The 26,079-nt window shown below is 69.7% G+C and carries 21 protein-coding genes; 2 read left to right on the top strand and 19 right to left on the bottom strand.

The features are described 5' to 3' along the window. Positions 1-19: 19 nt before the first annotated feature. The 11 genes from AC1Q87_RS18640 to AC1Q87_RS18590 all read right to left on the bottom strand — a co-directional run bounded on the left by AC1Q87_RS18640 (position 20) and on the right by AC1Q87_RS18590 (position 16,376). A complete protein-coding gene (locus tag AC1Q87_RS18640) occupies positions 20-1,633 on the bottom strand; it encodes a long-chain fatty acid--CoA ligase (RefSeq protein ID WP_492610328.1) in 1,614 nt (537 codons plus the stop codon). A 134-nt stretch (positions 1,634-1,767) separates the two neighbouring features. Continuing rightward, positions 1,768-2,439, bottom strand: coding sequence for a TetR/AcrR family transcriptional regulator (locus AC1Q87_RS18635; RefSeq protein WP_492610327.1), 672 nt, complete (start codon positions 2,437-2,439; stop codon positions 1,768-1,770). 17 nt (positions 2,440-2,456) lie between these two features. Continuing rightward, entirely contained in the window at positions 2,457-5,813 is a 3,357-nt protein-coding gene (locus tag AC1Q87_RS18630; protein ID WP_492610326.1) for a carboxyl transferase domain-containing protein, read from the bottom strand. Next, the gene (locus AC1Q87_RS18625; RefSeq protein ID WP_492610325.1) at positions 5,810-7,963 is read right to left on the bottom strand and encodes a CaiB/BaiF CoA-transferase family protein; all 2,154 of its coding nucleotides are present in this window, start codon (positions 7,961-7,963) and stop codon (positions 5,810-5,812) included. Before AC1Q87_RS18625 ends, AC1Q87_RS18630 begins: the two co-directional genes overlap by 4 nt. A 22-nt stretch (positions 7,964-7,985) precedes the next feature. Continuing rightward, the gene (fahA, locus tag AC1Q87_RS18620; protein WP_492610324.1) at positions 7,986-9,281 is read right to left on the bottom strand and encodes a fumarylacetoacetase; all 1,296 of its coding nucleotides are present in this window, start codon (positions 9,279-9,281) and stop codon (positions 7,986-7,988) included. A 113-nt stretch (positions 9,282-9,394) separates the two neighbouring features. Then, complete coding sequence (locus AC1Q87_RS18615; RefSeq protein ID WP_492610323.1) at positions 9,395-9,925, bottom strand: cupin domain-containing protein; 531 nt, start codon at positions 9,923-9,925, stop codon at positions 9,395-9,397. A gap of 2 nt (positions 9,926-9,927) precedes the next feature. Then, a complete protein-coding gene (locus AC1Q87_RS18610; RefSeq protein WP_492610322.1) occupies positions 9,928-11,187 on the bottom strand; it encodes an MFS transporter in 1,260 nt (419 codons plus the stop codon). Next, positions 11,184-11,975, bottom strand: coding sequence for a cyclase family protein (locus AC1Q87_RS18605; protein ID WP_492610321.1), 792 nt, complete (start codon positions 11,973-11,975; stop codon positions 11,184-11,186). The genes AC1Q87_RS18610 and AC1Q87_RS18605 overlap by 4 nt, the downstream gene beginning before the upstream one ends. Before the next feature lie 2 nt (positions 11,976-11,977). Next, positions 11,978-14,161, bottom strand: coding sequence for a TonB-dependent receptor (locus AC1Q87_RS18600; RefSeq protein ID WP_492610320.1), 2,184 nt, complete (start codon positions 14,159-14,161; stop codon positions 11,978-11,980). Between the two features lie 244 nt (positions 14,162-14,405). Continuing rightward, positions 14,406-15,557, bottom strand: coding sequence for a CaiB/BaiF CoA transferase family protein (locus tag AC1Q87_RS18595; RefSeq protein ID WP_492610319.1), 1,152 nt, complete (start codon positions 15,555-15,557; stop codon positions 14,406-14,408). Between the two features lie 24 nt (positions 15,558-15,581). Next, positions 15,582-16,376: a cyclase family protein gene (locus AC1Q87_RS18590; protein WP_492610318.1), complete on the bottom strand. Its 795-nt coding sequence runs from the start codon at positions 16,374-16,376 to the stop codon at positions 15,582-15,584. A gap of 243 nt (positions 16,377-16,619) precedes the next feature. On the opposite strand from AC1Q87_RS18590, the gene AC1Q87_RS18585 reads away from it, so the two are divergent. Beyond that, positions 16,620-17,282: a TetR/AcrR family transcriptional regulator gene (locus AC1Q87_RS18585; RefSeq protein ID WP_492610317.1), complete on the top strand. Its 663-nt coding sequence runs from the start codon at positions 16,620-16,622 to the stop codon at positions 17,280-17,282. A gap of 9 nt (positions 17,283-17,291) precedes the next feature. Here the strand turns inward: AC1Q87_RS18585 and AC1Q87_RS18580 are convergent, their stop codons facing one another. The 3 genes from AC1Q87_RS18580 to AC1Q87_RS18570 are packed head-to-tail and all read right to left on the bottom strand — an operon-like array spanning position 17,292 to position 21,425. Further along, positions 17,292-17,885 (bottom strand): hypothetical protein, encoded by a 594-nt coding sequence (locus AC1Q87_RS18580; RefSeq protein ID WP_492610316.1) that lies wholly within the window; start codon positions 17,883-17,885, stop codon positions 17,292-17,294. A 14-nt stretch (positions 17,886-17,899) separates the two neighbouring features. Next, on the bottom strand, positions 17,900-19,198 hold the full coding sequence (locus AC1Q87_RS18575) for a M24 family metallopeptidase (protein ID WP_492610315.1): 1,299 nt from the start codon (positions 19,196-19,198) through the stop codon (positions 17,900-17,902). A gap of 34 nt (positions 19,199-19,232) precedes the next feature. Continuing rightward, the gene (locus tag AC1Q87_RS18570; RefSeq protein ID WP_492610314.1) at positions 19,233-21,425 is read right to left on the bottom strand and encodes a TonB-dependent receptor; all 2,193 of its coding nucleotides are present in this window, start codon (positions 21,423-21,425) and stop codon (positions 19,233-19,235) included. A gap of 121 nt (positions 21,426-21,546) precedes the next feature. Here AC1Q87_RS18570 and AC1Q87_RS18565 point away from each other — a divergent pair, with 121 nt between their 5' ends. Then, the gene (locus AC1Q87_RS18565; protein ID WP_492610313.1) at positions 21,547-22,815 is read left to right on the top strand and encodes a TetR/AcrR family transcriptional regulator; all 1,269 of its coding nucleotides are present in this window, start codon (positions 21,547-21,549) and stop codon (positions 22,813-22,815) included. Between the two features lie 62 nt (positions 22,816-22,877). Here the strand turns inward: AC1Q87_RS18565 and AC1Q87_RS18560 are convergent, their stop codons facing one another. The 5 genes from AC1Q87_RS18560 to AC1Q87_RS18540 all read right to left on the bottom strand — a co-directional run bounded on the left by AC1Q87_RS18560 (position 22,878) and on the right by AC1Q87_RS18540 (position 26,041). Beyond that, positions 22,878-24,101, bottom strand: a complete 1,224-nt coding sequence (locus tag AC1Q87_RS18560) for an acyl-CoA dehydrogenase family protein (protein WP_492610312.1) — start codon at positions 24,099-24,101, stop codon at positions 22,878-22,880. Positions 24,102-24,106: 5 nt separating this feature from the next. Beyond that, positions 24,107-24,397: a putative quinol monooxygenase gene (locus tag AC1Q87_RS18555; RefSeq protein ID WP_293399283.1), complete on the bottom strand. Its 291-nt coding sequence runs from the start codon at positions 24,395-24,397 to the stop codon at positions 24,107-24,109. Positions 24,398-24,470: 73 nt separating this feature from the next. Then, complete coding sequence (locus AC1Q87_RS18550; RefSeq protein WP_492610311.1) at positions 24,471-24,938, bottom strand: GNAT family N-acetyltransferase; 468 nt, start codon at positions 24,936-24,938, stop codon at positions 24,471-24,473. An 11-nt stretch (positions 24,939-24,949) separates the two neighbouring features. Beyond that, a complete protein-coding gene (locus tag AC1Q87_RS18545) occupies positions 24,950-25,243 on the bottom strand; it encodes a hypothetical protein (RefSeq protein ID WP_492610310.1) in 294 nt (97 codons plus the stop codon). Positions 25,244-25,345: 102 nt separating this feature from the next. Next, on the bottom strand, positions 25,346-26,041 hold the full coding sequence (locus AC1Q87_RS18540) for a TerB family tellurite resistance protein (protein WP_492610309.1): 696 nt from the start codon (positions 26,039-26,041) through the stop codon (positions 25,346-25,348). Positions 26,042-26,079 lie beyond the last annotated feature (38 nt).

The raw sequence follows: 26,079 nt of genomic DNA, 5'->3' as shown, positions 1-26,079 counted from the left end.
GAGCGCCCCCGAATAACTGTCAGGATTTCTTGCTGGTCAGGTGCTCGCGGTAGGCTTCGCGAAGCACCTTCTTGTCGATCTTGCCGGTCGCGGTGAGCGGCACCCGGGCGAAGACCACGTCGTCCGGCGTCCACCACTTGGCGATCCGCGGCGCCAGGTACTCGCGCATCTGGTCGGCGGTGACCTCGGCGCCGTCATGGGGCTCGACCACCAGGATCGGCCGCTCCTCCCACTTGGGATGATGCACGCCGACCACCGCAGCGATCTTCACGCCCGGACATCCGACCGCGACGTTTTCCAGGTCGATCGAGCTGATCCACTCGCCGCCCGACTTGATGACGTCCTTGGTCCGGTCGGTGATCCGCATGAAGCCGTTGGCGTCGATGGTCGCCACGTCGCCGGTGTCGAACCAGCCCTCCGGACCGGCGGCGTCCTGCTCCTGGCGGAAGTAGCGCTGCACCACCCAGGGACCGCGCACCTGCAGCGCCCCGGGCGTTTCGCCGTCCCAGGCCAGCACCTGTCCGGCCTCGTCGACGATGCGCAGTTCGACGCCGTACTGCAGCCTGCCCTGGCGCGACCAGATGGTCTCCAGCATCTCCTCTTCGCCCAGCTCGGCCAGAGCCGGCGTCGGCGAGGAGATGACGCCCATCGGCGCGGTCTCGGTCATGCCCCAGATCTGCAGGGTGTCGACGCCGTAGCGACTCTTCAGCGCTTCGGCCATGGCCCGCGGCACGGCCGAACCGCCGATCATCACGCGCTTCAGCGCGCCGGGCGTCTCGCCGGTCTGCTCCAGGTGCGCCAGGTACATGGTCCAGATGGTCGGCACGCCGCCTGTGAAGGTCACGCCTTCCTGGGCGATCAGCTCCTGCAGGCTGACGCCGTCCATCTTGTCGGCCGGCAGAACCAGCTTGGCGCCGCACATCGGGGCCACGAACGGCAGCCCCCAGGCGGTGGCGTGATAGAGCGAAGAGCACGGCAGCACGACGTCGAACGCCGTGAACCCGAAGGCCGCGTTCAAGCCCGCGCCCATGGCGTGCAGCACCACCGCGCGATGCGAATAGAGCACGCCCTTCGGATCGCCCGTCGTCCCCGAGGTGTAGCAAAGGAACGCGCCCGAGTTCTCGTCGAACACCGGCCAGTCGAAGCCGTCGCTCTCGGCCGCGATCAGGTCCTCGTAGCAAAGCGCGCCGGCCATCGGTTCAGCCGTCAAGCTGACCCGCGTCCGCATCGTCGTCAGCTGCGAGGCCAGCCGCTCCACCACCGGCGCCAGGTTGCGCTCGAACAGCAGCACCCCGCTCTCGGCGTGATTGACGGTGTAGGCGATCTGCTCGTCGAACAATCGCGGGTTGGCCGTGTGCAGCACCGCTCCAAGGCCGGTGACGGCGTAGAACAGCTCCAGGTGCCGATGGGTATTCCAGGCCAGCGACGTCACCCGGTCGCCTGGCTTGACGCCCAGGCGCTGCAACGCCTTCGCCGCCCGCTCCACACGCTTGGCGAAGCGCGCATAGTCATAGCGCCAGACCGGCTCATCGATCTGGCGCGAGACGATCTCGCGGCCGCCATGCGCCTGCTGCGCATACCGAAGAATGCTGGCGATCTGCAGCTGCGTCGGCTGCATCAGCCCCGGAACCATCGACACTTCCTCCGCCGGCGCTGGCTTCGATGGCCGCGCGCATTTTGCATCACATACGATCAACTTTAGTCATAGATCGCCCGAGCGTTCAACAATGAACGACGCCGCCGCGAAAATCACGGCGTCCCGGATCGTCAGGTCTTCACCGCCGGCTTCGGGCCGAAGGCGCCAGCCTTCACGCCGGCCCGGAACATGTCCTTGAACATCTCCACTGGGCGGTCCTGCGCATCCCAGTCGGGCAGGATCATCTTGCCGATCGAGAAGCCGCGGATCGCCCACACGACCAGCCGGATCGCCGCGAGCGTACCCTCGACGTCGCCCTTGAACCTCTCGCTGAGGAACTCGACTCCGATCTGCTCGAGTCCGGAGCTCACGCTCGCCACCTGCTCGGCGAGCTCGGGATCGCTGCGCGCCGCCATCTGGATTTCCAGGAAGGCGACGCCCGACGGGCGGCTCAGCACACGCCAGCACATCTCGATCCAATCCTCGGCCTGGAAGCCGAGGTTGAGGTCGCGCTCGAGCCGCGCATACTCCTCGCGCTCTTCCTCGAAGATTGCGCGCAGCACCTCGGCCATGAACTGCGCGCGGGTGCTGAAATGGAAGATGATGCTGCCGCGGGTGATGCCCGCTTCCTGTGCGATCACCGCCGTCGTCGCGCCGGCGTACCCCCGCTCGTAGATGACCCGGACCGCGCCCTCCAGCAGCGCCTGGCGCGTCTCGGCGGATCGTTGTTGCTGCGTGCGGCGGGGTCGCCGCGGGACCGTGCTCATGGCTCCACAGTTAACCGCCTGGCGCGCGACGCCCAAGCGGCGATGCGCCCCGCCTACCAGGTGTCGACAAACGGCCGGCGCTTGTGCGGGCGGGCGTGGGCTGTGTCGGTCGCCTGCAGGCCCGCCGCCAGCCAGCGACGGGTGTCGGCCGGATCGATCACGTCGTCGAACTCGAAGACCGTCGCGCCATTGACCGCGCTGGCCCAATCGTAGGCCGACGCCACCAGCTCCTCATAGCGCGCCTTGCGGGCCGGAATGTCCTCGATCGCCTCCAGCTCCGCCCGCCGGCCAAGCTTGATCGAGCCTTCGATGCCCATGCCCGCGAACTCGCCGGTCGGCCAGGAGACCGTGAAGAACGGCGCGTCGAACGAGCCGCCGGACATCGCCAGGGCCCCCAGCCCATAGGCCTTGCGCAGCACCACCGAGAACAGCGGCGAACTGAGGTTCGCGCCGGTCACATAGAGCCGCCCGCAATGGCGCAGGGTCGCGGTCTTCTCCGCTTCGGGCCCGACCATATTGCCGGGCACGTCGATCAGGCTGACCAACGGGATGCCGAAGCCGTCGCACAGCTGCATGAACCGCGCGGCCTTGTCGGCGGCGTCGGCGTCCACCGCCCCGCCGGTCGGCGAGCTGTTGTTGTTGGCGAGAAGCCCCACCGGCCGCCCCTCGATGCGCGCCAGCGCCGTCACCATCGCCTTGCCGAACCGCGGCCGCAGCTCGAGCACCGAGCCGGCGTCGGCCAGGGTGGAGATCACCTGGCGTACGTCATAGGTCGCGCGGCGGTTCTCCGGGACCAGGTGGCGCAACGGCCGCTGGTCCGGCGCGCTCCAGTCCGCGACCCGCCCCTGAAAGTAGGACAGGTACTGCTTGGCGACAGCGACCGCCTCGACCTCGTCGGCGACGACCACGTCGATCACCCCGTTGGGCTCCTGGATCGCCACCGGCCCGACCTCCTCGGGCGCATAGACGCCCAGGCCGCCGCCCTCGATCATCGCCGGCCCGCCAACGCCCAGCGTGGTGTCCTCGGTGGCGATGATGACGTCGCAGAGCGCCAGCACCACCGCATTGCCGGCGAAGCAGCGGCCGCTGGCGATCCCGATGATCGGCGCCTGGCCCGACAGCTTGCCCAGCATCCGCCAGGTGCCGACCTTCAGGCCTCCGGTCGTGGTCGGCGGCGGCGGCGGATCGCCGGGCGCGCCGCCCATCCGCCCGCCGCCGCCTTCCGTGAAGAACACCAGCGGCAGCCGGTGGCGCTCGGCCAGCTCGAGCATCCGGTCGGTCTTGACGTGGTTCTTGCTCCCCTGGGTCCCGGCCAGCACCGAGTAGTCGTAGGACATCACCACGCAGCGCGCGCGCTCGGGCCCAACCAACTCGCCGTTGATCGCCCCGACGCCGGCCACGATCCCGTCGGCGGGCGCCTTGAGCAGGCGGGCCGCCAGCTGCTCCTCGGTCTCGCCGCGACGGCGGGCGGGCGTCACCAGGGGCCCGTATTCCAGGAAGCTGCCCGGGTCGCAGAGATCCGCCACGTTCTCCCGCGCGGTCCTCTTGCCCTGCGCGTGACGCTTGGCCGTCGCCTGATGGCGCGCGGCGTCGCCCGTCAGATCGTGCAGTCTCAGCACGCGCTCCAGGTCCGGGCGCACGGCGTCAGGATCGACTGCGACGACCTCGATGTCTTCCGCGGCCTCGATCTCGGCGGCCTCGAGATGGACCAGCGCCTCGCCCTCAGCCACTTCGTCGCCGACCGCCACATCCACTTGCCGAACGACGCCTGAGAGCGGCGCGGCCACCTGGTGCTCCATCTTCAGCGCCTCGACCGCGGCGATCGACTGGCCGCGCCGAACAAGGTCGCCGACCGCGACCGCCACCGAGGCGACCACGCCCTGTATGGTGGAGCCCACCGGTTCGGTTCCGAACGGCGGTGCGGATGTCGCGCGACGGGCCCGCACGCCCGTCGCCCGTTCGCCGGCCCTGGCCCGCAGCACCGCCAGCGGATCGCCAGGATCCGGCGGCGAGCGCTCGTCCGGCTCGGCGCAGTGCGCCGACAACTCGCCGAGATGCTGCTCGACATAGCGTGTGTGCAGTTCGCCGCCGCTCAAGGCGGCCGAGTTCAGCAACGCCAGCAGGAACGTCTTATTGGTCGGCGCGCCCTCGATCCTGAACTCGTCCAGCGCCCGGCGGCCGCGCGCCACGGCGCCGGCCAGGTCCGGGGCGCTGACGATCACCTTGGCCAGCAGCGGGTCATAGCGCGGGTTGATCGCCAACCCGGCGAACCCGGCCCCGTCCACCCGCACCCCCGGTCCGGTCGGCGGCTCATAGGCGCCGATCACGCCAGACACCGCCCGCGGCGCGCCATCGGCGTCCAACGTCTCGGCATTGACCCGCAACTGCACGGCAACGCCCCGCGGCGACGCAACCTCGTCCTGATCGAGGCCAAGCTCGTGCAACTTTGCGCCGGCGGCGATCCGTAACTGAGCGGCGACGAGGTCCAACCCCAGCACCTCCTCGGTCACCGTGTGCTCGACCTGCAGTCGCGGATTGGCCTCCATGAACACGAAGTCGCCCTCGCGTCCCGGCCCCGCGTCGACGAGAAACTCGAAGGTGCCGAGACCGCGATAGCCGAGCGCCGTCGCCATGGCGACGGCCGCCTCCAGCATCCCCGCGCGCGTCCGCGGATCCAGGCCGAAGGCCGGCGCGACCTCGATCAGCTTCTGACGCTGCCGTTGCAGGCTGCACTCGCGGTCCCACAGGTGCGCGACGCCGCCCTGTCCGTCGCCGATCACCTGGACTTCGATGTGCCGCGCATGGGGCAGCATCGCCTCGACATAAAGCTCGCCGGCGCCGAACGCCTGGGCCGCCTCCAGCGCGCACCGCTCAAAGGCGGGCGCCAGCTCCTCGCGCCGCCAGACCGGCCGCATGCCGCGCCCGCCCCCGCCGGCCAGGGCCTTCAGCATCACCGGCTCGCCGCCTTGCGCGTCGAAGAAGGCCTCGGCTTCGACCAAGGTCACGGCGCGCTCGAAACCTGCCAGCAACGGCGCGCCCAGGCGTGCGGCCAGTCCGCGGGCCGCAGCCTTGTCGCCCAGGATCTCCAGCGTCTCCGGCCGCGGCCCGACGAAGGCCAGGCCTCCGGCCTCGCAGGCCCGCGCAAACTCCGCGTTTTCGCTGAGGAAGCCATAGCCGGGATGCACCGCATCGCAGCCCTGGTCACGCCCCGCGGCGACGACCCGCGCGATGTCGAGATAGGCCCCCGCCCCCGACCGGCCGAGCGCGACGGCGGCGTCGGCCGCGCGCACGTGCAGGGCGCCGGCGTCGTCCTCGGCATAGACCGCGACGGTGGCGATCCCCAGGTCGCGCGCTGAGCGCGCGATGCGGACCGCGACCTCGCCGCGATTGGCGATCAGCAGGCGTCTCACGCCTGGGCCGCCGCGGCGCGAAGTTCCGCCATCACCTCGTCGGTGTGCTCGCCGAGCAGCGGCGCGGGCCGCCGCAGCCGCGGCCGCGCCCCGTCGAACCGGAACGGCGAGGCGCCAACTTGGTGTTCGCCGACATAGCCGCGCTCCATGGTCGCGAAGTAATCGACCGCTGACAGCTGCGGATCGCGCGTCAGCGCATGCGGCGGCTGGATCGGCGCGGCGGCCACGCCGCCCGCCTGCAATTCGGCGCAGGCCTCGGCGGCCGTGCGCGTCCCCGCCCACCGCGCCAAGGCGGCGTCTCCAGCTGCGCCGACCACGCCGGCCAGCGCGGCCAGCCCTTCCGCCTTCGGAACCGCGACCGCGATCCAGTCGTCCTCGCCCCTGGCCGGAACCACTTCGCAGAGCGCTAGGCGCGGCCGCACCGCACCGGTGCGCGCCACCGGCGCAGCGGCGAGCTGTTCGGCGATGATCGCGTCGGCGCCCAGTTGGAACAGGCACGCCACCTGAGCCAGGTCGATGTCCGCCCCGCCCAGCCGTCCGCGCGCATAGAGGCAGGCCAGCACCGCCGAGGCCGCATAGAGCCCGGCGATCGGGTCCCCCAGCGCCACGTGCTGCTGGGCCGGCGGCCAATGCGTTTCGCCGTTGATGAACGGCAGGCCCGAGGCCTGCTCGACCGTCGACCCATAGGCCCGCAGCCCCGACAGCGGCCCGCTGACCCCAAAGGCCGGCATCGACAGGCTGATCAGGCCGGGCCGAAGCCGCCGCTGCACGTCCTGCCCCAGACCAAGCTTGGCCAGCACGCCGGCGGCGTAGTTCTCGACCACGACGTCGGCGCCGGCGATCAGCGCTCCGGCCGCGGCCTTGCCCTCGGCCAGGGTCAGATCGATGTCGACTCCCCGCTTGTTGCGGTTGACGTTGATGAAGTTGAGCTGGCTCTCGCGGGTCTCGACATCGACGCTCCCGGCGTCCCAGCCGCGCCACCAGTCGGGATGGCCTTCGGACTCGATCTTGACGACGTCGGCGCCCAGGTCGCCCAGGGTCCGGGCGCAGAGCGGTCCGGCCCAGCCCATGCTGAAGTCCACGACCCGCAGGCCGCTCAGCGGCCCCTCGCCGTCGCCCGGCGACCAGACGTGGCCGCCTTCGCCTTCGAACTGCAGCCGATATGGCAGCCGCGGCGCGGCCACCTCCGCCGTCCCCGACGGCCCGAACGCCTCGCGCCGCCGCCAGTGCTCGACCTCCGGCAACTGACCGGGACGGACCATCGGCGCGATCGGAATGCGGTGCGCCAGGCCCAGCTCCACCCACTGCCCCTGGGTCCGCTGGGCGATCGCCGGGGCCAGCGCCGCATCGACCTCGTCGCCGATCATCAGCCGTTGATAGGCGGTCGCGAACCGCGGGTCCGCGGTCAGGTCGGGCCGCTCGATCAGGCCGCACAGTGCGCGCCACTGCGCCGGGGTCAGGCAGGTGATCCCGACCCAGCCGTCCAGGGCGCGATACGGGGCGCAGGGATAGGTCGGCACGAAACGGTTGACCCCCAGCCGCACCGACGGCGCGCCGGTCCGGGCCGCGGTCAGCGCGCCGGTCTCGGCGTAGCACATCGCCGCCTCGTGCACGTTGACCTCGATCCGCCGCGGCCGGCGTTCGGCCCGGCCCAGCAGCGCGCCGAGCGCCGCGTTGAAGCCGACCACGCCGGCGGTGATCTGCGGTGCGTGGCCCTGCGCTAGCATCGGCGGCCCGAACCGCTCCCCGAATGCGTAGGCGACCCCGTTCAGGGCGCTGATGATCTCGTCGGTCGCGCTCCAGCCGCCATAGGGCCCGGCCGGGTCGAACCAGCTGATCGCCAACAGCGGCGCGCCGGCCTCCTGCGCCAAGGTTTCGGCCTGCGCCAGCGAGGCGTCGTCCAGCCCGCCGATCACCAGGTCCGCGCCGCCCGTCGCCGACGACGTCTGTTTGCCCAGGTCCAGCCAGCGCCCGTACGCCTCGCCGGCCGCGCCCGCATAGCCGATGGCCCGGTCCCCTGCGGCCGCCGGCCGGCGCACCTGCGCGCCCAGGGCCGCGAACAGCCGGCCGCAGTAGCGGACCGCGACGCTGGCCCCGACCTCAACCACCCGCAGGCCCTCCAGCGGCCCGCTCTCGATCGACTTGCTCAACAGGCTCTCCAGGGCTTGGGGCTTAGGGGACGAAACTCAAGGCCGGTACGACGAGGCCTGCGCACGCGCCGAAGCCGATCGACACGTACCCGTCGCGCTCGGCGCGCGCGGTCATCACCAGTTCGTCACCGTCCTCCAGCCACAGCCGGCTCTCGCCGTTCGGCAGCGTGATCGGCGCGCGGCCGCCGGTGATCTCGACCAGGCAGGCGGCGCTCGACAGCTCCTCGCCCGAGAGGGTTCCGGACGAGATCAGGTCCCCGGTCTCGAGATTGCAGCCCCCGATCGCATGGTGGGTGATCATCTGCTCGAAGCTCCACGAGCCGGCCGAGAACCAGGTGTCGGTCAGCACGGCGGCCGGCGCGCCTTCGCTGCGCATCCGCGGGGTCTGCAGATGGGCGAAGAAGCGGATGGAAAGGCCGCCGTCGGCGTCGGCGCCTGCATCGACAAGATGCGGCGGCGCCTGCGGGGCGTCAGCCGGCCTGGCCGGCATGGCCTGGCGGAACGGCGCCAGCGCCTCGGCGGTCACCACCCAGGGCGAGATGGTCGAGCGGAACGCCTTGCCCTGGAACGGCCCGAGCACGCTCTCCCAGTACTGCACGTCGCGCGCCGACCAGTCGTTGAGGATGCAGTAGCCGAAGATGTGGCGCCGCGCGTCGGCCAGCCGGATCGGTGCGCCCAGCGGGTTCGGCTCGCTGATGAAGCAGGCGAACTCCAGCTCGTAGTCCAACGCCCGCGTCGGCCCGAACTCGGCGCCTTCCGCCCCGCGATACTGGCCATGCGGACGCTCCAGCGGGCGGCCCGACGCCACCACCGACGAGGCGCGGCTATTGTAGGCGATCGGCAGGGTCCAGAAACAGGGCGGCAGCTTGCCCTCGGCGCGCGCCGGGCGGGCGGCGGCGATGTGCGGGGCCGAGGTCATGTAGTCGGTGAAGGCTCCGGGCTTGGTCGGCATGTGCAGCTGGGCCTGCGCCATCGGGACCAGGCACGCCGCGACCTCGGCCTGCTGCGCGGCGCCGGCGGCCAGCAGCCCCTGGACCTGCGCGCGCAAGGCCGACACCGCCCCTGCCTCCAGCGCCATCAGCCCGCGCAAATCGGACGCGGCCGCGGCCTGCGCAGCTTCCCCACCGAGCAGGCCGGCGGCGACCGCGGCCCGTACGTCCAGGATCTGGTCGCCGATCGCCACGCCGCCGCGCGGCGCTTCGCCGTCTCGGCTGAACACCCCGTGGGGCAGGTTCTGAATCGGGAAGTCGGTCCCCGGCAGGTTGGCGGAGGCGACCCAGCTCTTCAGGCTCGGATCGTGCGTGGCGTTGATGGTCATGGTGCTCCCAATCCCCGGCCGCCTGACGGCGCGGCCCGGTCAAACTCGTCAGGCGACAAAATCAGTCAGTCAGTTGATTGAATCAAGACCGCAGACGCCCCTCGCCTTCGGTCTCAGCGGCCTTGCGGTTCCGGTTCGTCGACCAACACCGCCATCATCAGCGCGGTGGTCTCTCCGCGATTGACCCAGGCATGGCTGGTGCCACGCTGGACGACCACGTCGAACGGCGTCAGCGCCACCTCGCCCTCGTCGACCAGCAGGCTGACCTCGCCCTCCAGCAGCACGATGTAGTCGACGCTGGCGGTACGGTGGAAGCCTGGGTGCCGGCCCTCGACATGAGCGAGCGGGGCGCCGACCTGCGCGTAGTAGGCGCCGATCCGGCGGCGCTGCTCGGCCTCGTCCAGGTGAGCGCTGGCGCTTTCCGGCGGCACCCGGAAGAAGCGGAACGTCGCCCCGCCCGGTCCCGGACCCAGCGGGATATCGCCGTCGGCCGGATCGTCCTTCCCGGATAGCGCGCGCGTCGTCCAGAAGTTGATCAGATAGGGCGCGTCAGGCGGCCCGAACAGGTTCGCCGCCGGGGCGTCCTGGGCGATGATCGAGCGCCCCTGGCTGTCGTGGCCGGTGACCACGCGTCGAAAGGTCATGCTCAGGGCTCCTTCAATTCGATCATCGCCGCGCCAAGCTCCTCTTCGCGCGGCGCCGCCGCCTCGAACCGCGGCGCGGTCAGGAACAGCACCGTGACCACCGCGAGCACCGCCACCGACATCCAGAGCGCCGGGGCGTAGGAGCCGGTCGCCGCCTGGATCAGCGAGATCAGGTACGGGCTCGCGCCGGAGCCCAGGACGAAGGCCCCGTAGAGCAGGCCGTACATCCGGCCATACTGGCTCATGCCGTAGTAGCGGGCGGTCAGGTAGGCGATCAGGTCGACCTCCGCGCCCATGGCCAGTCCGACCGCGATGGCGCCGACCGCCGCGAATTCGGGGCCGCCGAACGCCAGCAGAGCCAGGCCGCCTGCCGTCAACGCCATGATCGCGGCGGCGACGTAGGGGGCGAAGAAGTGGTCGACCAGCCAGCCGACGCCCAGTCGCCCGACCAGCACCGCCACGCCCAACAGGCCGGCGACCTGGGCGGCCTCCAGCGTGCTCATTCCGCCGTCGGTCAGCATCGGCACGAAGTGGGTGACGAAGCCGGCCACGGCGACGGCGATCAGCACGAAGGCGACGATCAGCCGCCAGAACAGCCAACTGCGGATCGGCGCGGCCAGCCGCTGCGCCGCGGCGGCCGGCTCCGGCGGGCGGCGCGCGTCCGGGGCCCGCCAGCCCACCAGCAGCAGCGCCAGCGGTCCGGCCAGCACCACCGCGCCCGCCAGTCCCAGATAGGCCGCACGCCAGCCATGCGTCTCGATGAACTGCGCGACGATCGGCGGGGCGACGGCGGCCATCGCCCCGATGCCGCCGATGGTGATGCCCAGCGCCAGCCCGCGCATGCGGTCGAAGGCGAAGTTCACCGGCCGGGTGAAGGCGATCGGCGAGGTGCCCATCATCAGCACCGCCAGCGCCAGATGGACGACGGCGTACTGCACCAGCGAGCCTTGCAGTTGGCTCATATAGACGAAGTTGGCGGCCAGGGCGGCGAAGCCGACCAGCGCCGGCCCGCGGATGCCGACCTTGTCGAACAGCGCCCCGGCGAAGGGCGCGGCGACCGCGACGGTCAGGGTGGTCGCCAGGCCGATGGCGGTCAGCTCGGTCCGCGTCCAGCCGAACGCCTGCTCCAACTGCACGATGAACAGGCCAGCGGTGTAGAACGGCAGCGCCGCCGAACCGAACGCCGCACCAATGGTCGCGCCGACCAGGGTCGGCCAATGGCGCTTCAGCTCCGCCCCTGCGGAGAACCCTTGGGCGCTCATTCGTCGAAGATCGCCACGGCGCGGATCCATCCGGCGCTGGCGTCCTTGATCTTGACCGGGAAGCAGCTGATCTCGAAGCCGAACGGCGGCAACTGGTCGAGATTGGCCAGCTTCTCCATCTGGAAGTAGCCGATCTCCCGCCCGGCCTTGTGCCCCTCCCAGATCAGCGAGGCGTCGCCGGTTTCGGCCCAGCGTTTGGCGGTGTGCACGAACGGCGCGTCCCACGACCAACCGTCGGTGCCGACCACCTTCACCCCGCGCTCGCAGAGATAGAGGGTCGCCTCGCGCCCCATGCCGCAGCCCGAGGCGACATAGCCGTCCTGGCCGTAGCGCCCGCCGGCCGCGGTGTTGACCACCACGATGTCCAGCGGCGCCAGCGCGTAACCGATCCGCGCCAGTTCGGCCTCCACGTCGGCCGCGGTGACGACATAGCCGTCCTCGAAGCGGCGGAAGTCGAGCTTCACGCCCGGCCGATAGCACCAGTCCAGCGGCGCCTCGTCGATGGTGATCGCCCGCCGCGCGCCGCCCGCCAGCGCCGCGTCCTGGGTGGCGTGATAGTGCCAGGGCGCGTCCATGTGCGTGCCGTTGTGGGTCGAGACCTGCAGCCGCTCGACCGCCCAGCCCTGCCCCTCAGGCAGGTCCTCGCGGCGCATGCCGGGGAAGCTGCGCGCCAGCCCCTCCCAGCTGTCTTCGTGGCGGATGTACTCGATCTTCGGGCGCGCGCCGGGCGGATCGCTCTCGATGTCGTTCTGGATGGGGACCGACAGGTCCAGGTAACGGCGGCCCATGATCAGAACTTCTTCTCGAGCTGCACGCCGATCACCCGCGGCTTGTTGAAGAAGGCCTGCGGGTAGCTGAAGGTCAGGCCCTGGTTGGCCACCACCCGGCTGTCGTTGAGGTTGTTGCCGTAGATGGCGAAGGTCAGGTCCATCGGGCGGTAGATGAAGCTCACCCGCGCCCCGAGCTCGCCGTTCGCCGGCCCGCGCAGATGCGCCAGTTCCTGGTCGGTCGGGTTGAAGTAGATCTCGTCGCGCCAGCGCCAGTTGGCCGTGGCCCGCACGTCCCAGTCGGCGTTGAGCTCGGTGCGGTACTGGCCCTGCAGGAAGTACTGCCACTCGGGGCTGTTGGTCAGCCGGTTGCCCGACGCGTCGGTCTGGACGCCCAGGATGTTCGGGGCGCGCGGGAAGCTGCTGAACTTGCCGTCGATGTAGGCGAGGTTGGCGAGGAAGGTCCAATTCGGGGTCGGGCGCAGCTCGCCCTCGACTTCGAAGCCCTTGATCTTGGCCGCGGCGGCGTTGGTGATCACCACCCCGCCGGTCGGCACGCCGCTGGTGACCTGCAGATTGTCGTAGAGGTTGTCGTAGGCCGCCGCCGCGACGAACGCGCGCCGCTCCCAGAGGTAGGCTTTGATCCCCACCTCCCAGGACTTCATGATCTCGGGGTTGTAGCCGGGCTGAACGCCGACCCCGAAGGCGTTGTAGCCGCCGGCCTTGAAGCCCTTGCTGTAGCTCAGATAGGCCATGACGTCGTCGGACGGCTCCCAGGCCGCCTTGGCGCGATAGGAGGTGTCGTTCCAGGTCCGCTTGGGCGCGTCGAACGGCACGCGGCCCAGCACCGCGCCGGTGTCGGTGTTGGTCGAGGTCCAGATGTTGCCGAAGTCCTTGGTGTCCTCGGTGTAGCGCACCCCGCCGGTCAGCGAGATCTGGTCCGTCACCCGCCAGGTGGCGTCGGCGAACACCGCCCAGTTCGGATTGGTCTGGTTGGAGAGGAAGTTCGACACCTGGTTGATCGGCGTCGACAGGCGCTGGTTGAAGATGTCGAAGTTCATCGTCGCCTGGTAGCGGGCGTAGTAGTAGCCGAGGATCCAGTCCAGCCGTTCGCCGTCGTTCGACTGCAGCCGGAGTTCCTGGCTGACCGCCGAGCCGGTGTACTTGGCGGCGTTGCGCCCCTGGCGGTCGGTCATGGCCAGGGAGTCGGAGTCGTTGACCCCTTGGTTGATGTAGTTGCTGGCGCCCGTGACCGAGACCAGGGTCACCGGGCCGAAGTCGTACTGCGCGTTCAGCGCGACGCTGGGCGAGCGCAGCTGGTTGCGCGGCTCGATGTTCAGGTTGACCACCTTGTCGTCGAGGTAGCGGTCCTGCACCGCGGCCGGCAGCGGGATCTGCGGGGTCTGGGTCCCGACCGGCGTCACCGGCCCTGGGGCCGGATAGATCGTAGTCTGCGCCCAGCGCACCGCCGGCTGGCTGACGATGCGGTCCTGGTAGTTGACGCTCAAGCGCACGCGGGCCGCCTCGACCGGCTCCCACAGCAAGGTGGTGCGGACGTTGTGCATCCGCGTGCCGCCCATCTTGCGGCCGTCGAACAGGTTGGTCGCCCAGCCCTCCTCGTCCAGCCAGTCCATCGACATCCGGCCGGCCAGGGTCTCGCCCAGCGGCCCGGTGGCCGCCGCCTCGACGCGGTGGGCGGTCGGGTCTTCGAGCGTGGCGCGGATATAGCCGCCGAACTCGCGCTCCGGATCGGCGGTGCGGATGATCAGCGCGCCGGCCGTAGCGTTGCGCCCCTGCAGCGTGCCCTGCGGCCCGCGCACCACCTCCACCGACGAAACGTCCGACAGCGCCGTGACCGAGAACTGGCCCGACGAGGTGTAGACGTCGTCGATATAGACCGCGACCGGATCCTCCGCCCCGCCCAGCCCCGAGGTGCCGCGGATCGAGACCGGCGAGCCGCCATAGCTGGCGGTGGCGTTGATGTTCAGCGCCGGAACCAGGCCCTGCAGCGAGGCGCCGGTCTTGGCGCCCACTTCCTCCAGCGTCGCGGCCGAGACCACCGAGATGGCGATCGGCACGTCGCTGATCTGCTGTTCACGCCGCTGGGCCGTCACCACGACCTCCTCGATCGCGCCCTGCGCCAGCGCCGGCGGCGTCCACCCGAGAAGCGGGACAAGCGCAGTCGTACACCACAGAAGCCGTGCCATTCGTTTCCCCCAGTCCTTGTTTTCACCCGCCCGTTCGCGGGTCGGTTGGTCGATCGTCCGCATCACGGACTCAATCAATCGACTGATTGATTCCTCGACATAAAGCGGCTGTCAATTGCGCGCATCGAAGGCTCAGAAAATTTAATTATAACAGTGTACTGTTACGATTTTTGCATGCGACTTGGCGGCCTGCAGCTCGCGCCGCGACCGCCTCACGCCAGCACGCGCGCCCTCGGGCGCTAGGTCAGCTTCGCCCCTTGAGCTCGTGCAGGATCTCGTCTGTATGCTGACCCAGACGCGGCGCCGGCGCGCGCACGCTCGGCGCGCCCTCCGGGAAACGGGCCGGAGACGCCGGCGATCGGAACCGCCCCTGCCAGCCGTCCTCGATCTCGACGAAGCAGCCGGCGGCCTGCGCCTGCGGATCCGTCGCCAGGTCGTGCAGCCGCGCCATCGGCGCCCAGATCAAGTCGGCGTCCGTGAGCGCTCGTCCGGCGTCCTCCAGGGTCAGCGCCCCGATCGCCGCGTCGACCCAGCCACGCACCTCGCGAACGCGCTCGAGATCAAGGATTGGCTGCGCATAAGCCGGATCCTCCAGCAGTTCGGCGCGACCGATCAGCCGCATCATCGCCGGGAAGCACCCCTCGCCGCGCGGCACCACGCAGAGCCACTGGTCGTCGGCGGTGCGGAAATAGCCGGTGATCGGCCCTGGCCGGTCGCGCCGCGGTTGGGCGGTGACGACGTCGCCGTAGCGCAGCAGGATCGAGAGGTCCCAGCCGATCGCGTAGGCGGCGGTCCGCAGCAGACTGGTCTCCACCAGCCGCCCCCGGCCCGTCTGCGTCCGCTCATGCAGCGCCGCCAGGATCGCCGACAGCGTCGCGAGCCCCGTCGCATGGTCGCCGAACCCCGGCCGGCAGGCGAACGGCTCCTGGTCCGGCGGAATGGTCGAGGCCGCGATCCCGCTGCGGGTCCAGAAGGCGGTCAGGTCGAAGGCCGGCAGGTCGGCGTCCGATCCTTCCAGGCCATAGCCGGTGATGCTGGAATAAATCAGCCGCGGGGCGCGCGCCTTCACGGTCTCATAGTCCAGCCCGACCCGGGCCAGGGCCCCCGGACGCAAGTTGGTGACGAAGATGTCCGCCGCCGCCAGCAGGTCCAGCATGGCCTCGCGGTCGTCGGGCTGCGTCAGGTTGAGGACGATGCTGCGCTTGCCGCGGTTCTCCAGCGTGAAGATCGGATTTCCCGGGCTCTCGGCGGTGTCCGGGAAGAAGCCGCGGGTCGGGTCGCCGGCGGCGCTCTCGACCTTGATCACCGCGGCGCCCCAGTCGGCCATGATCGCCGCGCACCCGGGTCCAGCGACCCAGGTCGACAGCTCGACGACGTTCAGTCCTTCCAACAGCACCGCATGTCCTCCCCTGGCGGTTGGTCAGTCTTCGACGAACCCTACGACACGCGCCGGCGCGGCGCTGCACCCGCCGAGCCGAAGCGGGAAGAACCCGACCTTGAACCCGTGTGACGGCAGGTCGGCGAGGTTCGCCATCTGCTGCACGATGAACACCTCGCGCTCCTGGCCGGCGAAGTGGCCGTCCCAGATCTCGCCCGGATTGCCCGTCGCCAGGAACGCCTTGCGCATGACGTGGAACGGCCGGTCCCAGCCCAGCGCGTCGGTGCCCAGAAGCTTGGCCCCCTGCTCGGCGAGGAACAGCGTCCCCTCGCGGGTCATCCCCGGATAGTGGAAGAAGCGCGGATCGGAGATCGGGAACGCCTCCTGACCGGTGCGGATCAACACCGCCCCGCCCTGCGGGATCGGCGCGCCCAGGCCGTCGATGGCCTGCTGCAGCGCCTCGATGGTGATTCCTTCGCCCGACTTGCTGGCGCGCATGTCCAGCACCACGCCGTCGACATAGAGCTCCTCAAGCGCGATGTCGGTGATCGTCCGCGCCGGCTTGCCTTCCGAGGTCGAGCCATAGTGCAGCGGCGCGTCGACGTGCGTGCCCAGGTGCGTCGTGATCCGCAGCCGCTCGTCGCCCCAGCCCTCGCCGTTCGGCAGGTGATGCTGCTCGCAGCCGAACGCCGCGCACATGATCTTGGCGCCTTCGCCCCACGGCCGGATCGGCTCGACGTCGGGCACCAGATTGCCGGCCCAGCCGCGGAACGCTTCCGGGATCCGCTCCAGATCGGCGGGATCGAGAAAACGGGTCAGGTCCACCAACCGGGTCATGCGCGCCCCCGCCGCACCACCGCCCTGCCCCATCCGGCCACCAACCCTCGATCCCGCCTCACCTGGTCCCCCGCATCCGCTCTGTGCGCATACCAATCCGCGCGGCCCAGGTTGTCAATCAACTGATTGATTAATTTGTTTGAGCGAAACTCCATCAAGCGGTTGACACACGACCGGGCGGCGGGGTTCGTCGTGGAGACAGCCCGGCGCGGATTCGTCGCGGCTTCAGATGAAGGATCAGGGGTGAGAAAAGGCAGCGCAAGCGCAGCTCAGGCGGACGGCGACCTGCGCCGTACGGACACCCGCGCCCGGCTGCTGGAAGTCGCCGCCCATCACTTCGCCGAGTACAGCTATCAGGGCGCCAGCCTGCGGGCGATCCAGCGCGAGCTGGGCGTCAATCCGGCCACCATCCACTACCACTTCGGCAGCAAGGCCGACGTCTATCAGGCGGTGATCGCCCAGTTCCTCGACGCCATCCAGGCCGAGCGCCTGAAGCGGCTGGCCAACATTCCCCCCGCGGTCACCGGCCGTGCGCGGCTCGAAGCCCTGATGCACAGCTATCTGTCGCCTCACCTGGAGGTCGCCTCCACCCCGGCCGGCTACAACTATGCGCGCATCCTGGCGATGGTGCAGGTGACCGTGCGCGACGAGGCGACCGACATGTTCGACGCCGCCGTCGGCCCAGTGCGGACCCGCTACGCCGAGGCGCTGGCCCCTCTGTTTCCGGACACGCCGCTCAGCAAGATCTACGAGGTGCTGGCCATGGCGGTCGGCCACATGGCTCTGGCCCCGATCCGGCTCGGCAAGGCGAGCCTCAACCGCAAGCGGATGGCGCAGGCCATCGACGACGCGGTGGCCTACACCAGCACTGGGTTCGAGGCCCTCTGCGGCCCCGCCCGCGGCTGAGTTCTGCGCTCAGAGCGGCGGCAGCGCCCCGCCCTCTCCCGTCGCCACCGCATCGACCCGACGCTGACCGTCGGCCTCCGGCCAGGCGAGGATGAACACCTCGACCCCGACCTTGATGTTCTCGCGGCCCTCGTTGTTGATCAGCACCACCGGAACGTCCTTGGGCGCGACGATCTTCCGTTTTCCGCCGGCATAGGTCAGTTCGAAAGCCTTGCCCCCCGGCGCGTCGGTCAGCGGACCGATGTCGCCCTGGGTCATGGTCGAGCCCGGCGGCCGGTCCCAGGGCTGCCGCCCCTCGCCCATCCGCACGCCCGGCAGGAACATATGCACCGCGTGGGCTAGGCCGAAGCCCTCGGGCTGCGGCTGCTCGATCACCCCGACGAAGCGGCCGGGCTCCAAGTCCTCCAGCCGGATCGGCCGCATCACCTGCACGCTCCACTCCGGCGCCAGGCGCATGTCCAGCCGCTTGCCGGGCTCGACCTCCACCGAGATCGAGGTCTGGGTCAGCTCCACGAGCTTGCCGCGGACATTCTCCGGCGGCGCCTGGGCCGCGGCGCTCTGCGCCATCGCCAGGGCGGCGGCCGCGGCGGCGATCTCGCTCATGATCCTCTTCCTCCTCATGGCTGCACCACGCGCAGCTTGCTGACCGGATATCGATTGAAGCTCTCGTAGCCGGCCTCGGTGATCACCCCTGACGAGCCGACCCAAAGCCCCTTGGGCTGGCCTGGAACGCTGACCCAGGCCTGCACCGTCAGGGTCTGGCGCGGCCGCAAGGCGGCATCCAGGAACGGTCGGGTGAACGGCTCGCTCAGGCTGCTGGCCATCGCCCCCATCTGCGGCGCGTGGTTCATCGCGCTCCAGCCGCCGACCAGCACATTGGCCGGCTGCTCGAACCCGGCCGCGGTGATCGGAGCGAGGAAGGCGTTGACCTCCCGCCCGGTCATCCCCGGCTTCAAGCCCGCGACCAGGTCGTCGTGGACCTTGGCGGCGGTCTCGAACAGCCGCCGGTACTCCGTCGTCGGCTCGCCGACGAAGTAGCTGCCCCATAGCTTGGCCCAGTAGTTGCCATGCCCCAGGCAGAGCTCGGTCATCATCAGCGAGCCGGGCGCGATGGGCGCGTCGGTCGGATAGAAGTCCGGATAGAAGCCCTGCGGCGCGGCCATCGAGATCGCCCCGATGTGGCCGAACGGATAGGTCGCCCCGTTCTGCGCCGCCAGCACGTCCATCGCCCGGCGGATCGCCCGCGGCGTGGCGCCGGCCCGCGTCGCGGCGAACACCACCTCGTGGGCGCGGTCGGTCAGCGCGCCGGCCGAGCGCATCACCGCCAGTTCCTCGTCGCTCTTGATCAGCCGCAGGTCGTCGAACCAGGGCGTGGCGTTCTCCAGCCGCACGCCGTCCAGCCCCGCGACCATCCGATCGCGGCCCTCGGCGAACAGGGTCGGGCCGCTGTGCGCGACCGCCCCCGGTCCGACCAGCCCCAGCCTTTTGAAGCCCTTGGCCTTGATCTCGCCGATCGCCCCGCCGAGGGCGTCGCCCCAGCGGATGTCCTCGACGCACGAGATCTCCCGCGCATTGGGGATGTGGTAGGGCACGGCCAGGAACATGGTCATCGCCCCGTCGGCCGGGACCAGCAGATAGGTCTCGATCACCGCCGCATAGCGCGCCAGGTACTGCAGGTTCACCTGCCCGGGGCTGTTGCCGACGCCGGTGTGGCCATAGACCAGCACCGCCTCCAGCCCGCGCCGGCCCATCTCCGCGCGCACCCGCGTCAGCCGCCCGGCCATCTCGGCGTCCGAGAAGATCGGGAAGGCGTCGTTGGCGGCGGCCGGCGGAGGGCTCGACACCCCCGCCGCCGCCGCCCCGGCCAGCAGGCTCGCGCCGCCGGCGATGATCGCACCGCGCCTCGTCATCTGCATGCGCCGCCCCGCGCCGTCGTTGCTCGCCGCCGCATCAGAACCGCCCCGTCAGTTCGAGGCCGAACTGGCGCGGCATGCCCCAGCTGACGAACCGGGCGCCGAGATTGTCGGACACGCCCATGGTCGAGAGGTAGCCCTCGTCGGTCACGTTGGTGATGTAGGCCCGCGCGCTCAGCCGCTCGTCGGGGCTGTCCCACATCAGGCTGAGGTTCAGCCGCGCGTAGCCCTGCTGGCTATCGGCGTCCTGGTTGAACTCGCGCAGATAGAACCGCGAGGTCATGTAGAGCTCGGCCCGCCCAGTCAGCGTGCCGATGCTCAGCGGCGAGCTCCGGTACTGCACCCCGATGTTGCCCGAGGCCTTGGGCGAGTAGTTGAGATAGTTGCCTTCCAGGTCCTGCATGCCGAGGGCCGGCGCCAGCGAGTCGGTGTTGCGGAACTCGCCATAGGTCGACTTCAGCAGCGAGGCGTTGGCGTTCAGGGTCCAGTGCTCGTCCGGCGACCAGGCGCTCTCCAGCTCCAGGCCGACGACGGTGGCTTCGGGGGCGTTGACGATCATCGCCGACAGCCCGGTGATCTGGGTGATCTGGAAATCCTGGTAGTCGTAGTAGAAGGCCGTCGCGTTGAGTATCAGCCGCCCGTCCAGCAGCCGGGTCTTCAGCCCGCCCTCGTAGGCCAGCAGCTTCTCGGGCTGATAGCTGTTGCCGCAGCTCGACTGATTCAGGCCCCCGGACTTGAAGCCCTTCGAGATCGTGAAGTACGCAGACTTGCGATCGTCGGCGTCGAGGTCGTACTGCACGCCGCCGCGCGGGGTGAAGGCCTCGAACTCCAGCGGCACGAAGCGGTTCAGGCAGCTGGTGAACACCGGGAACACCCCGATCGGCGTGCTCAGCGGACCGTTCTGGTTGGTCTGGAAGTTGTCCTGTTCCTCGCGCGAATAGCGCGCCCCGGCGATGATCCGCAGCCGGTCGCTGACATTGTAGGTGCCGTCCGCGAAGCCGGCATAGGCGACGGTGTGATAGGGCACGCCCTGAGTGATCAGCGAGGCGCCCGGCAGCAACTGCGAGCGCAGCGAGGGAACGTTCAGGCCCAGCGGGAAGCTGTAGCGGGCCTGATTGCTCAGCTTGTCGTCCATCAGGTAGAGGCCGGCCAGCCAGTCCACCGGCCCCGTCTCGCCCGACAGGTTGAACTCCTGGGTGAAGGTCCGCGACTTGTACCAGTTGCTCAGCGGCGTGGCGTCGAGGTTGGTGCCGTCGGCGTCGAAGCTGTTGGTGTAGTCGAACCAGTAGTAGCCGGTGATCGAGCGCAGCGTCGCCTCGCCGAGATCCCAGCTCAAGGTCGCGGTCGCGCCATAGGCGGTCGAGTCGCGCTCGCTGGGACGGTTGGCGCTGGTGCGGTTCGGCTCCAGCGGCACGATCGCCCGCGCCAGGTACGGGTTGTTGGCCACCGCCAGCGGCGTCGGCTGGTTGTTCAACACGATGTAGTCGCCGGACCCGTCGGTCTGGGCGCCCCAGATCACCAGGTCCAGCATGCCGTTCTCGGCGATGTCGAACTGAGTGCGGATGCGGCCCGACAATGTCTTGGCCGCGCCGATGTCCGGATTGCCCGGCACGACGTTCTCGACAAAGCCCTCGCCCATGTCGCGGTAGTCGATCGAGACCCGGGTGCGCACCCGCTCGCCCAGCGGCAGGTTGACCGCGCCCTGCAGCCGCAACTCGTCATAGTTGCCATAGGCGACCTGGCCGTAGCCCTCGAACTGCGACCCCGGCGCGTGGGTGATGAAGTTCACCGCCCCGGCCGTCGCGTTGCGGCCGTAGAGCGTGCCCTGCGGCCCGCGCAGCACCTCGATCCGCTCCAGGTCGTACTGCGGCAGCGCCACCAGGTGCGGCCGCGACAAGTAGATCCCGTCTACGTGAGTCGCCACGCCCGGCTGGCCGACGCTCTGCCCGACCCCGCGAATGAAGATGATCGTCGATGACGCCGAGGTGCCGGCCTGGAAGTTCGGCATCTGGAACTGCAGGTCCTGGACCGTGCGCACCCCGCGCTCGGCGATGTCCGCCGCGCCGATCGCCGCCACCGCGCCGGCCACGTCCTGGATCGATTCCTCACGCTTCTGCGCGGTGACGATCAGTTCCTCGATCATCGTTCCGCCCTGCGCCCAGGCGCTTCCGCCATAGGCCAGAACCGTCGCCACGGCGGTCCCCGCCGCCAGCCCTTTGAGCCTCGTCATCGTTTCCCCCTGTTCCGGGCTAACCCCGAAACTTACATTTTGGTGAAGTCATTTCATCGTTCTGTTAGTGAATGTCAATGCGCGATGGCAAACGGCCGGCGCGCCGCTTAGGAAAGGATCGATGGGGAAGCCGCCGAACGACGCGTCAGTCGCCAGGACCGTCCGCGACGACGGCCGTCGCGAGCGCGTGCTGGACGAAGCCGCGCGCCTGCTGAACGAGGTCGGCGTCACCGGCGACCTGCTCGAGCAGATCGCCGCGAATCTCGGCCTCACCCGCGCGGCGATCTACGGCTACGCCGAGGACCGGCCCGACCTGGTGTTCCGCTGCTACCTGCGCGCTTGCGAGATCATGGAGCAGCGCCTGGACGCTGCGGCCGCATCCGGCCAGGACGCCATCGACGTGCTCGACCGCTTCGTTCGCAGCGTGCTCGACCCGTCGCTGCCGCCGATCACGGCGCTCAGCGAGATCGGCTACCTGCGTGAAGACGACGCCTGGGCGGTGCTGGGCAAGGTCGGCGTCGTCGAAAGCAAACTCGCCCAGGTGCTTGCGGACGGCGCACGCGCGGGCCTGCTTCGCGACATCGACCATGTGATCGCCGCCCGCGCCGTGCTCAGCCTCGTCTACTGGCTGAAACTTGGTCCGCGCTGGCTCTCGGAAGAGGCCGATCTGCCCAATGAGCGGCTGCTCGGCGCGGCCGGGCGGATGCTGCTCAACGGTCTGGCGGTGGAACCGCCGCAACCGCTGCCGCCGCTCGACCTCTCGCGCCTGGCCCCGCGGATGACCGAGGCCTTCGACCGGCGCTCGCTGACCGCGGCCCGGCGCGACGCCCTGCTCGCCACCGCCTCGCGCCTGTTCAACGAGCGGGGCCTCGACGCCACCTCGATCGACGACATCGCCCAGGCGGTGGGCGTCTCCAAGCGCACCGTGCTCAACCACTTCAAGGACAAGCAGTCGTTGATTTCGGCCGCCCAGCTGCGCGGCTACGGGATCTTCATCGCCATAGCCGAGCTTGCGCTGTCTGCGGCCGCCGAGAGCGGCGGCGACTGCGCCCAGGCGATGGCGGCCGGAACTCAGGCCAGCATCATGGCCAGCCTCTATCCTGGCCTGGCGCCCCTGCGCGTGTTCTCCGGGCTGCCGAGCCTGACCCCGGAGCAGCGGCAGGCCGCGGCCGAGGCCTCGCTGCGCCTGCAGCGCGCCTATCTTTCACTGTTCGAGGGCGGCCTGGCCGAGGGCTCGATGCGGGCGCTCGACACCCGCGCGACCATGCTGGCCCTGACCGGAGCCTCGGCCTGGGTCGCGAGGGGCGACCTCGCTCAGGCCGAGGAGGCCCCCAAGCTCGCCGCGGCGCTCACCGATCTGCTCATGAACGGATTGCGCGCGCGGCCCTAGTCTGTATTTCACTTCATATTCAAAAGGTTGCAGCCAAAACCGCAACCCTCCGACGTCGCCTGCTACAGCCCCAGCACCATCTTGGCCATGATGTTGTGCTGGATCTCGTTCGACCCCGCATAGATCGAGGTCTTGCGGTAGTTGAAGTAGGTCGGGGCGATGGTCGCCGCGTAGTCCGGACCGGCCCGCGGTTCGTTGCGCTCGCCGCGGATCTCGGCCCAGGTGTCGCGCACGAACGGCTGGGCGTAGATCCCCGCCGCCTCCAGCGCCAGCTCGGTCACCGCCTGCTGCGCCTGGCTGCCCTCCAGCTTCAGCATCGAGGACGCCGCCCCCATCGCCTCGCCCGAGGAGCGCGCCGAGAACATCCGCAGTTCGGTGGCGTTGAGCACGTCCACCTTGATCTGCATCTCGCTCAGCTTCTTGCGGAAGTCGGGGTCGTCGATCATCCGCCCGCCGCCGTCAGACGGCTCCAGGCTGGCGATCTTGCGCACCTTGTTAAGCTGGTTGGTCAGGCCCGCCGCGTACGGATTGCCGCGCTCGAACTGCAGCAGGTACTTGGCGTAGGTCCAGCCCTGGCCTTCCTCGCCGATGCGGTTGGCGACCGGCACCCGGACGTTCTCGAAGAACACCTGGTTGATCTCCTGGTCGCCCTCGGGCGGGCCGTCCAGGGTCGGCAGCGGCACGATGGTGATGCCGGGGGTGTTCATCTCCAGCAGCAGGAACGAGATGCCCTTCTGGCGGATCGCCTCGTTCGAGGTCCGCACCAAACAGAACATCCAGTCGGCCCACTGGGCGTAAGTTGTCCAAATTTTTGAACCGTTTAGGACGTAATAATCACCGTCCCTCTCAGCTTTCATGGACAGCGAGGCGAGGTCCGACCCCGAGCCCGGCTCCGAGTAGCCCTGGCACCACCACGCGTCGGTGGAGAGGATCCTCGGCAGGTGCTGCGCCTTCTGCTCGGGAGTCCCGAACGCCATCACCACCGGGGCGCACATCTTCAGCCCCATGTTCGAGGTCGAGGGCGCGCCGGCCAGGGCCATCTCCATGTCGAAGATGTACTTCTGGGCGTGGCTCCAGCCGGTGCCGCCGTATTCCTTCGGCCAATCGGGGGCGATCCACCCCTTGTCGTTCAGCCGCTTCAGCCAGCGGACCTGGCCCGCCTTGTCGATGTGGGCGTTCTTCGACTGCGCCGAGCGGGCGCGCATGTCGTCGTCGAAGGCCTCTGCGATAAAGGCCCGAACCTCGTCACGGAACGCCAGGTCTTCCTTCGAGAATTCGAGGTCCATGGCGACTACTCCACAGCGTCGAGGTATTCGATCTCGGGACGGCCGCCCATGCAGGGGCCCATCTTGGCGCCGGCGGCCTTGAAGTAGTCGGTGCCGCCGTGAGCCTTCAGGGCGTCTTCGTCCTTGTAGAGCTCCAGCACCTTGTAGACCGTCGGGTCGGTGCGGCTCTTGGTCAGCTGGTAGGCGATGTTGCCCGGCTCGTTGGCCCGGACCTGCTTGGCGAGATCGGTGAAGATCGCCTCGAACTCGGATTGCTTGCCGTCCTGGACCTTGAGGGTCGCCACCACGCCGATCATGCCGTTTCTCCCAACGATTGTTTGAATGGGAGCCTAGATGCGGCGTGGCCGTCGGGCAAGCGGCGACGCAGGGTCAACCCAGCGGCTTCTCCAGCAGGAGCGTCGTCAGGCCGCTTTCCCACTCGAGGTCGGGATAGCTGTCGACCTCGCGATAGCCGAGCGCGGCGTAGAACGCCCGCGAGCGGGTGTTGAAGGTGTCGGTCTCCAGCCGCGCCGAGGCCTGGCCCGCCGCGGCCATCGCCTGTTCGGCATAGGCCAGCAGCGCCCGCCCCACCCCGCGCCGCTGGGCCGCACCGATCACGTGCAGCGCATGCACGAAGTCGCCGTCCCAGTGGACCATGCCCAGGATCTGCTCGCCCTCGACCGCCACGACGAAGGCCTGCGCCTTCTCGGCGACATAGGCCCTGGCCGGCTGCTCGCGCCGCCGCTTGGCCAGAATCTCAGGGCGCAGCTGCGGGCCCCAGGTGCTCTCGAAGGTGTCGTCCAGCACGGCGATCACCCCGGCTTCGTCGCCGGGGCGGAAGGGCCTCAGAATGTACATGGGATCGGGCCCTAGCGGCCCTGGCGCTCGTTCCAGCCGTAGGCCACCCAGTGGTGGCCGCCCAGGTGGCGCGCTTCGATGACGCCGTCGTCGCGGCGCGTGGCGCGCGCCTTCTTGGCGCGCAGGGCCAGCCCGGCCAGCGCCAGCAGCGCCGAGGCCATGACCGCGATCACCACCACCGTGGCCGCAAAGAAGACGGCGAGCACCGCACCGACCGCGATGGCGGCGGCGGTGGCCAGGGCCCCTCCGACCGCGGCGAGACCGCGAAGGGTGGTGCCGTGCTTCCTGGCGAATTCGCGAACCATGAGCATCCTCAAGGGCGCCGCTTGTTGCGGCTAAACGGATAATTCGGTCGGACGATCCCCGACGTCAACGAGAACCAGACAGAACACGACAAAGTGGCCGCATCATGCCGCGCCTTCGAGCGCCATCGCCCGGCGTTCGCGCATGATTTCGTCAAACGCCGCGTTGATCGCCGCCGACTTGGCCTCGGCGACCTCGATGAATTCGCTGGGCAGGCCGCGGGCGCGGGCGCGGTCCGGGTGAGCCTCGGACAGGGCGGCCTTCCAGACCGCGCGGACCTCGGCGTCGGACGCGTCGTGCGCCACGTCGAGCACGCCATAGGGGTCGTCAGCGCCGATCCCCAGGTGCACCGCCTTCAGCCGGCGGAACACCAGCGGCGAAAAGCCGAACAGGTCCGAGACCTGCTCCAGATATTCCAGCTCGTCCTGGGTCACCACGCCGTCGGCGGCGGCGATGTGGAACAGGCCGTCCAGCACGTCCTCGAGCAGGGTCGGGCAGCCGGCGTAGCGCTTGGCCAACCGCCGCGCATAACTCTCGAAGCCGCGCGTCGTCTGGCGGGCCAGGTCGTACAGTCGGTGGATGTTGCGCTCGGACGCCGCGTCCGGCTGGAACACCTGCGAAAAGGCGTCGAACTCGCCGATGCTGGCGCGGCCGTCGGCCTTGGCCAGCTTCGCGCCCAGCGCGGTGACGGCGGTGGAAAAGGCGGGATCCTCGCCCGGCCGGGTGGCAGGACAATCGGCGCAGTCGCCCGCATCGGGCTTCTTGACTGCGAGCCCAGCAATGTTGCGCCAGAAGCTCATGGGAGTATCCAAGCTGTAAGGCCCGATGTCGGTCCTGA

The organism is Phenylobacterium sp. GW823-FHT02A09, assembly GCF_058797775.1.
The sequence above is the reverse complement of the archived record's forward strand: the minus strand, read 5'-3'. Positions and strand labels throughout refer to the sequence as shown.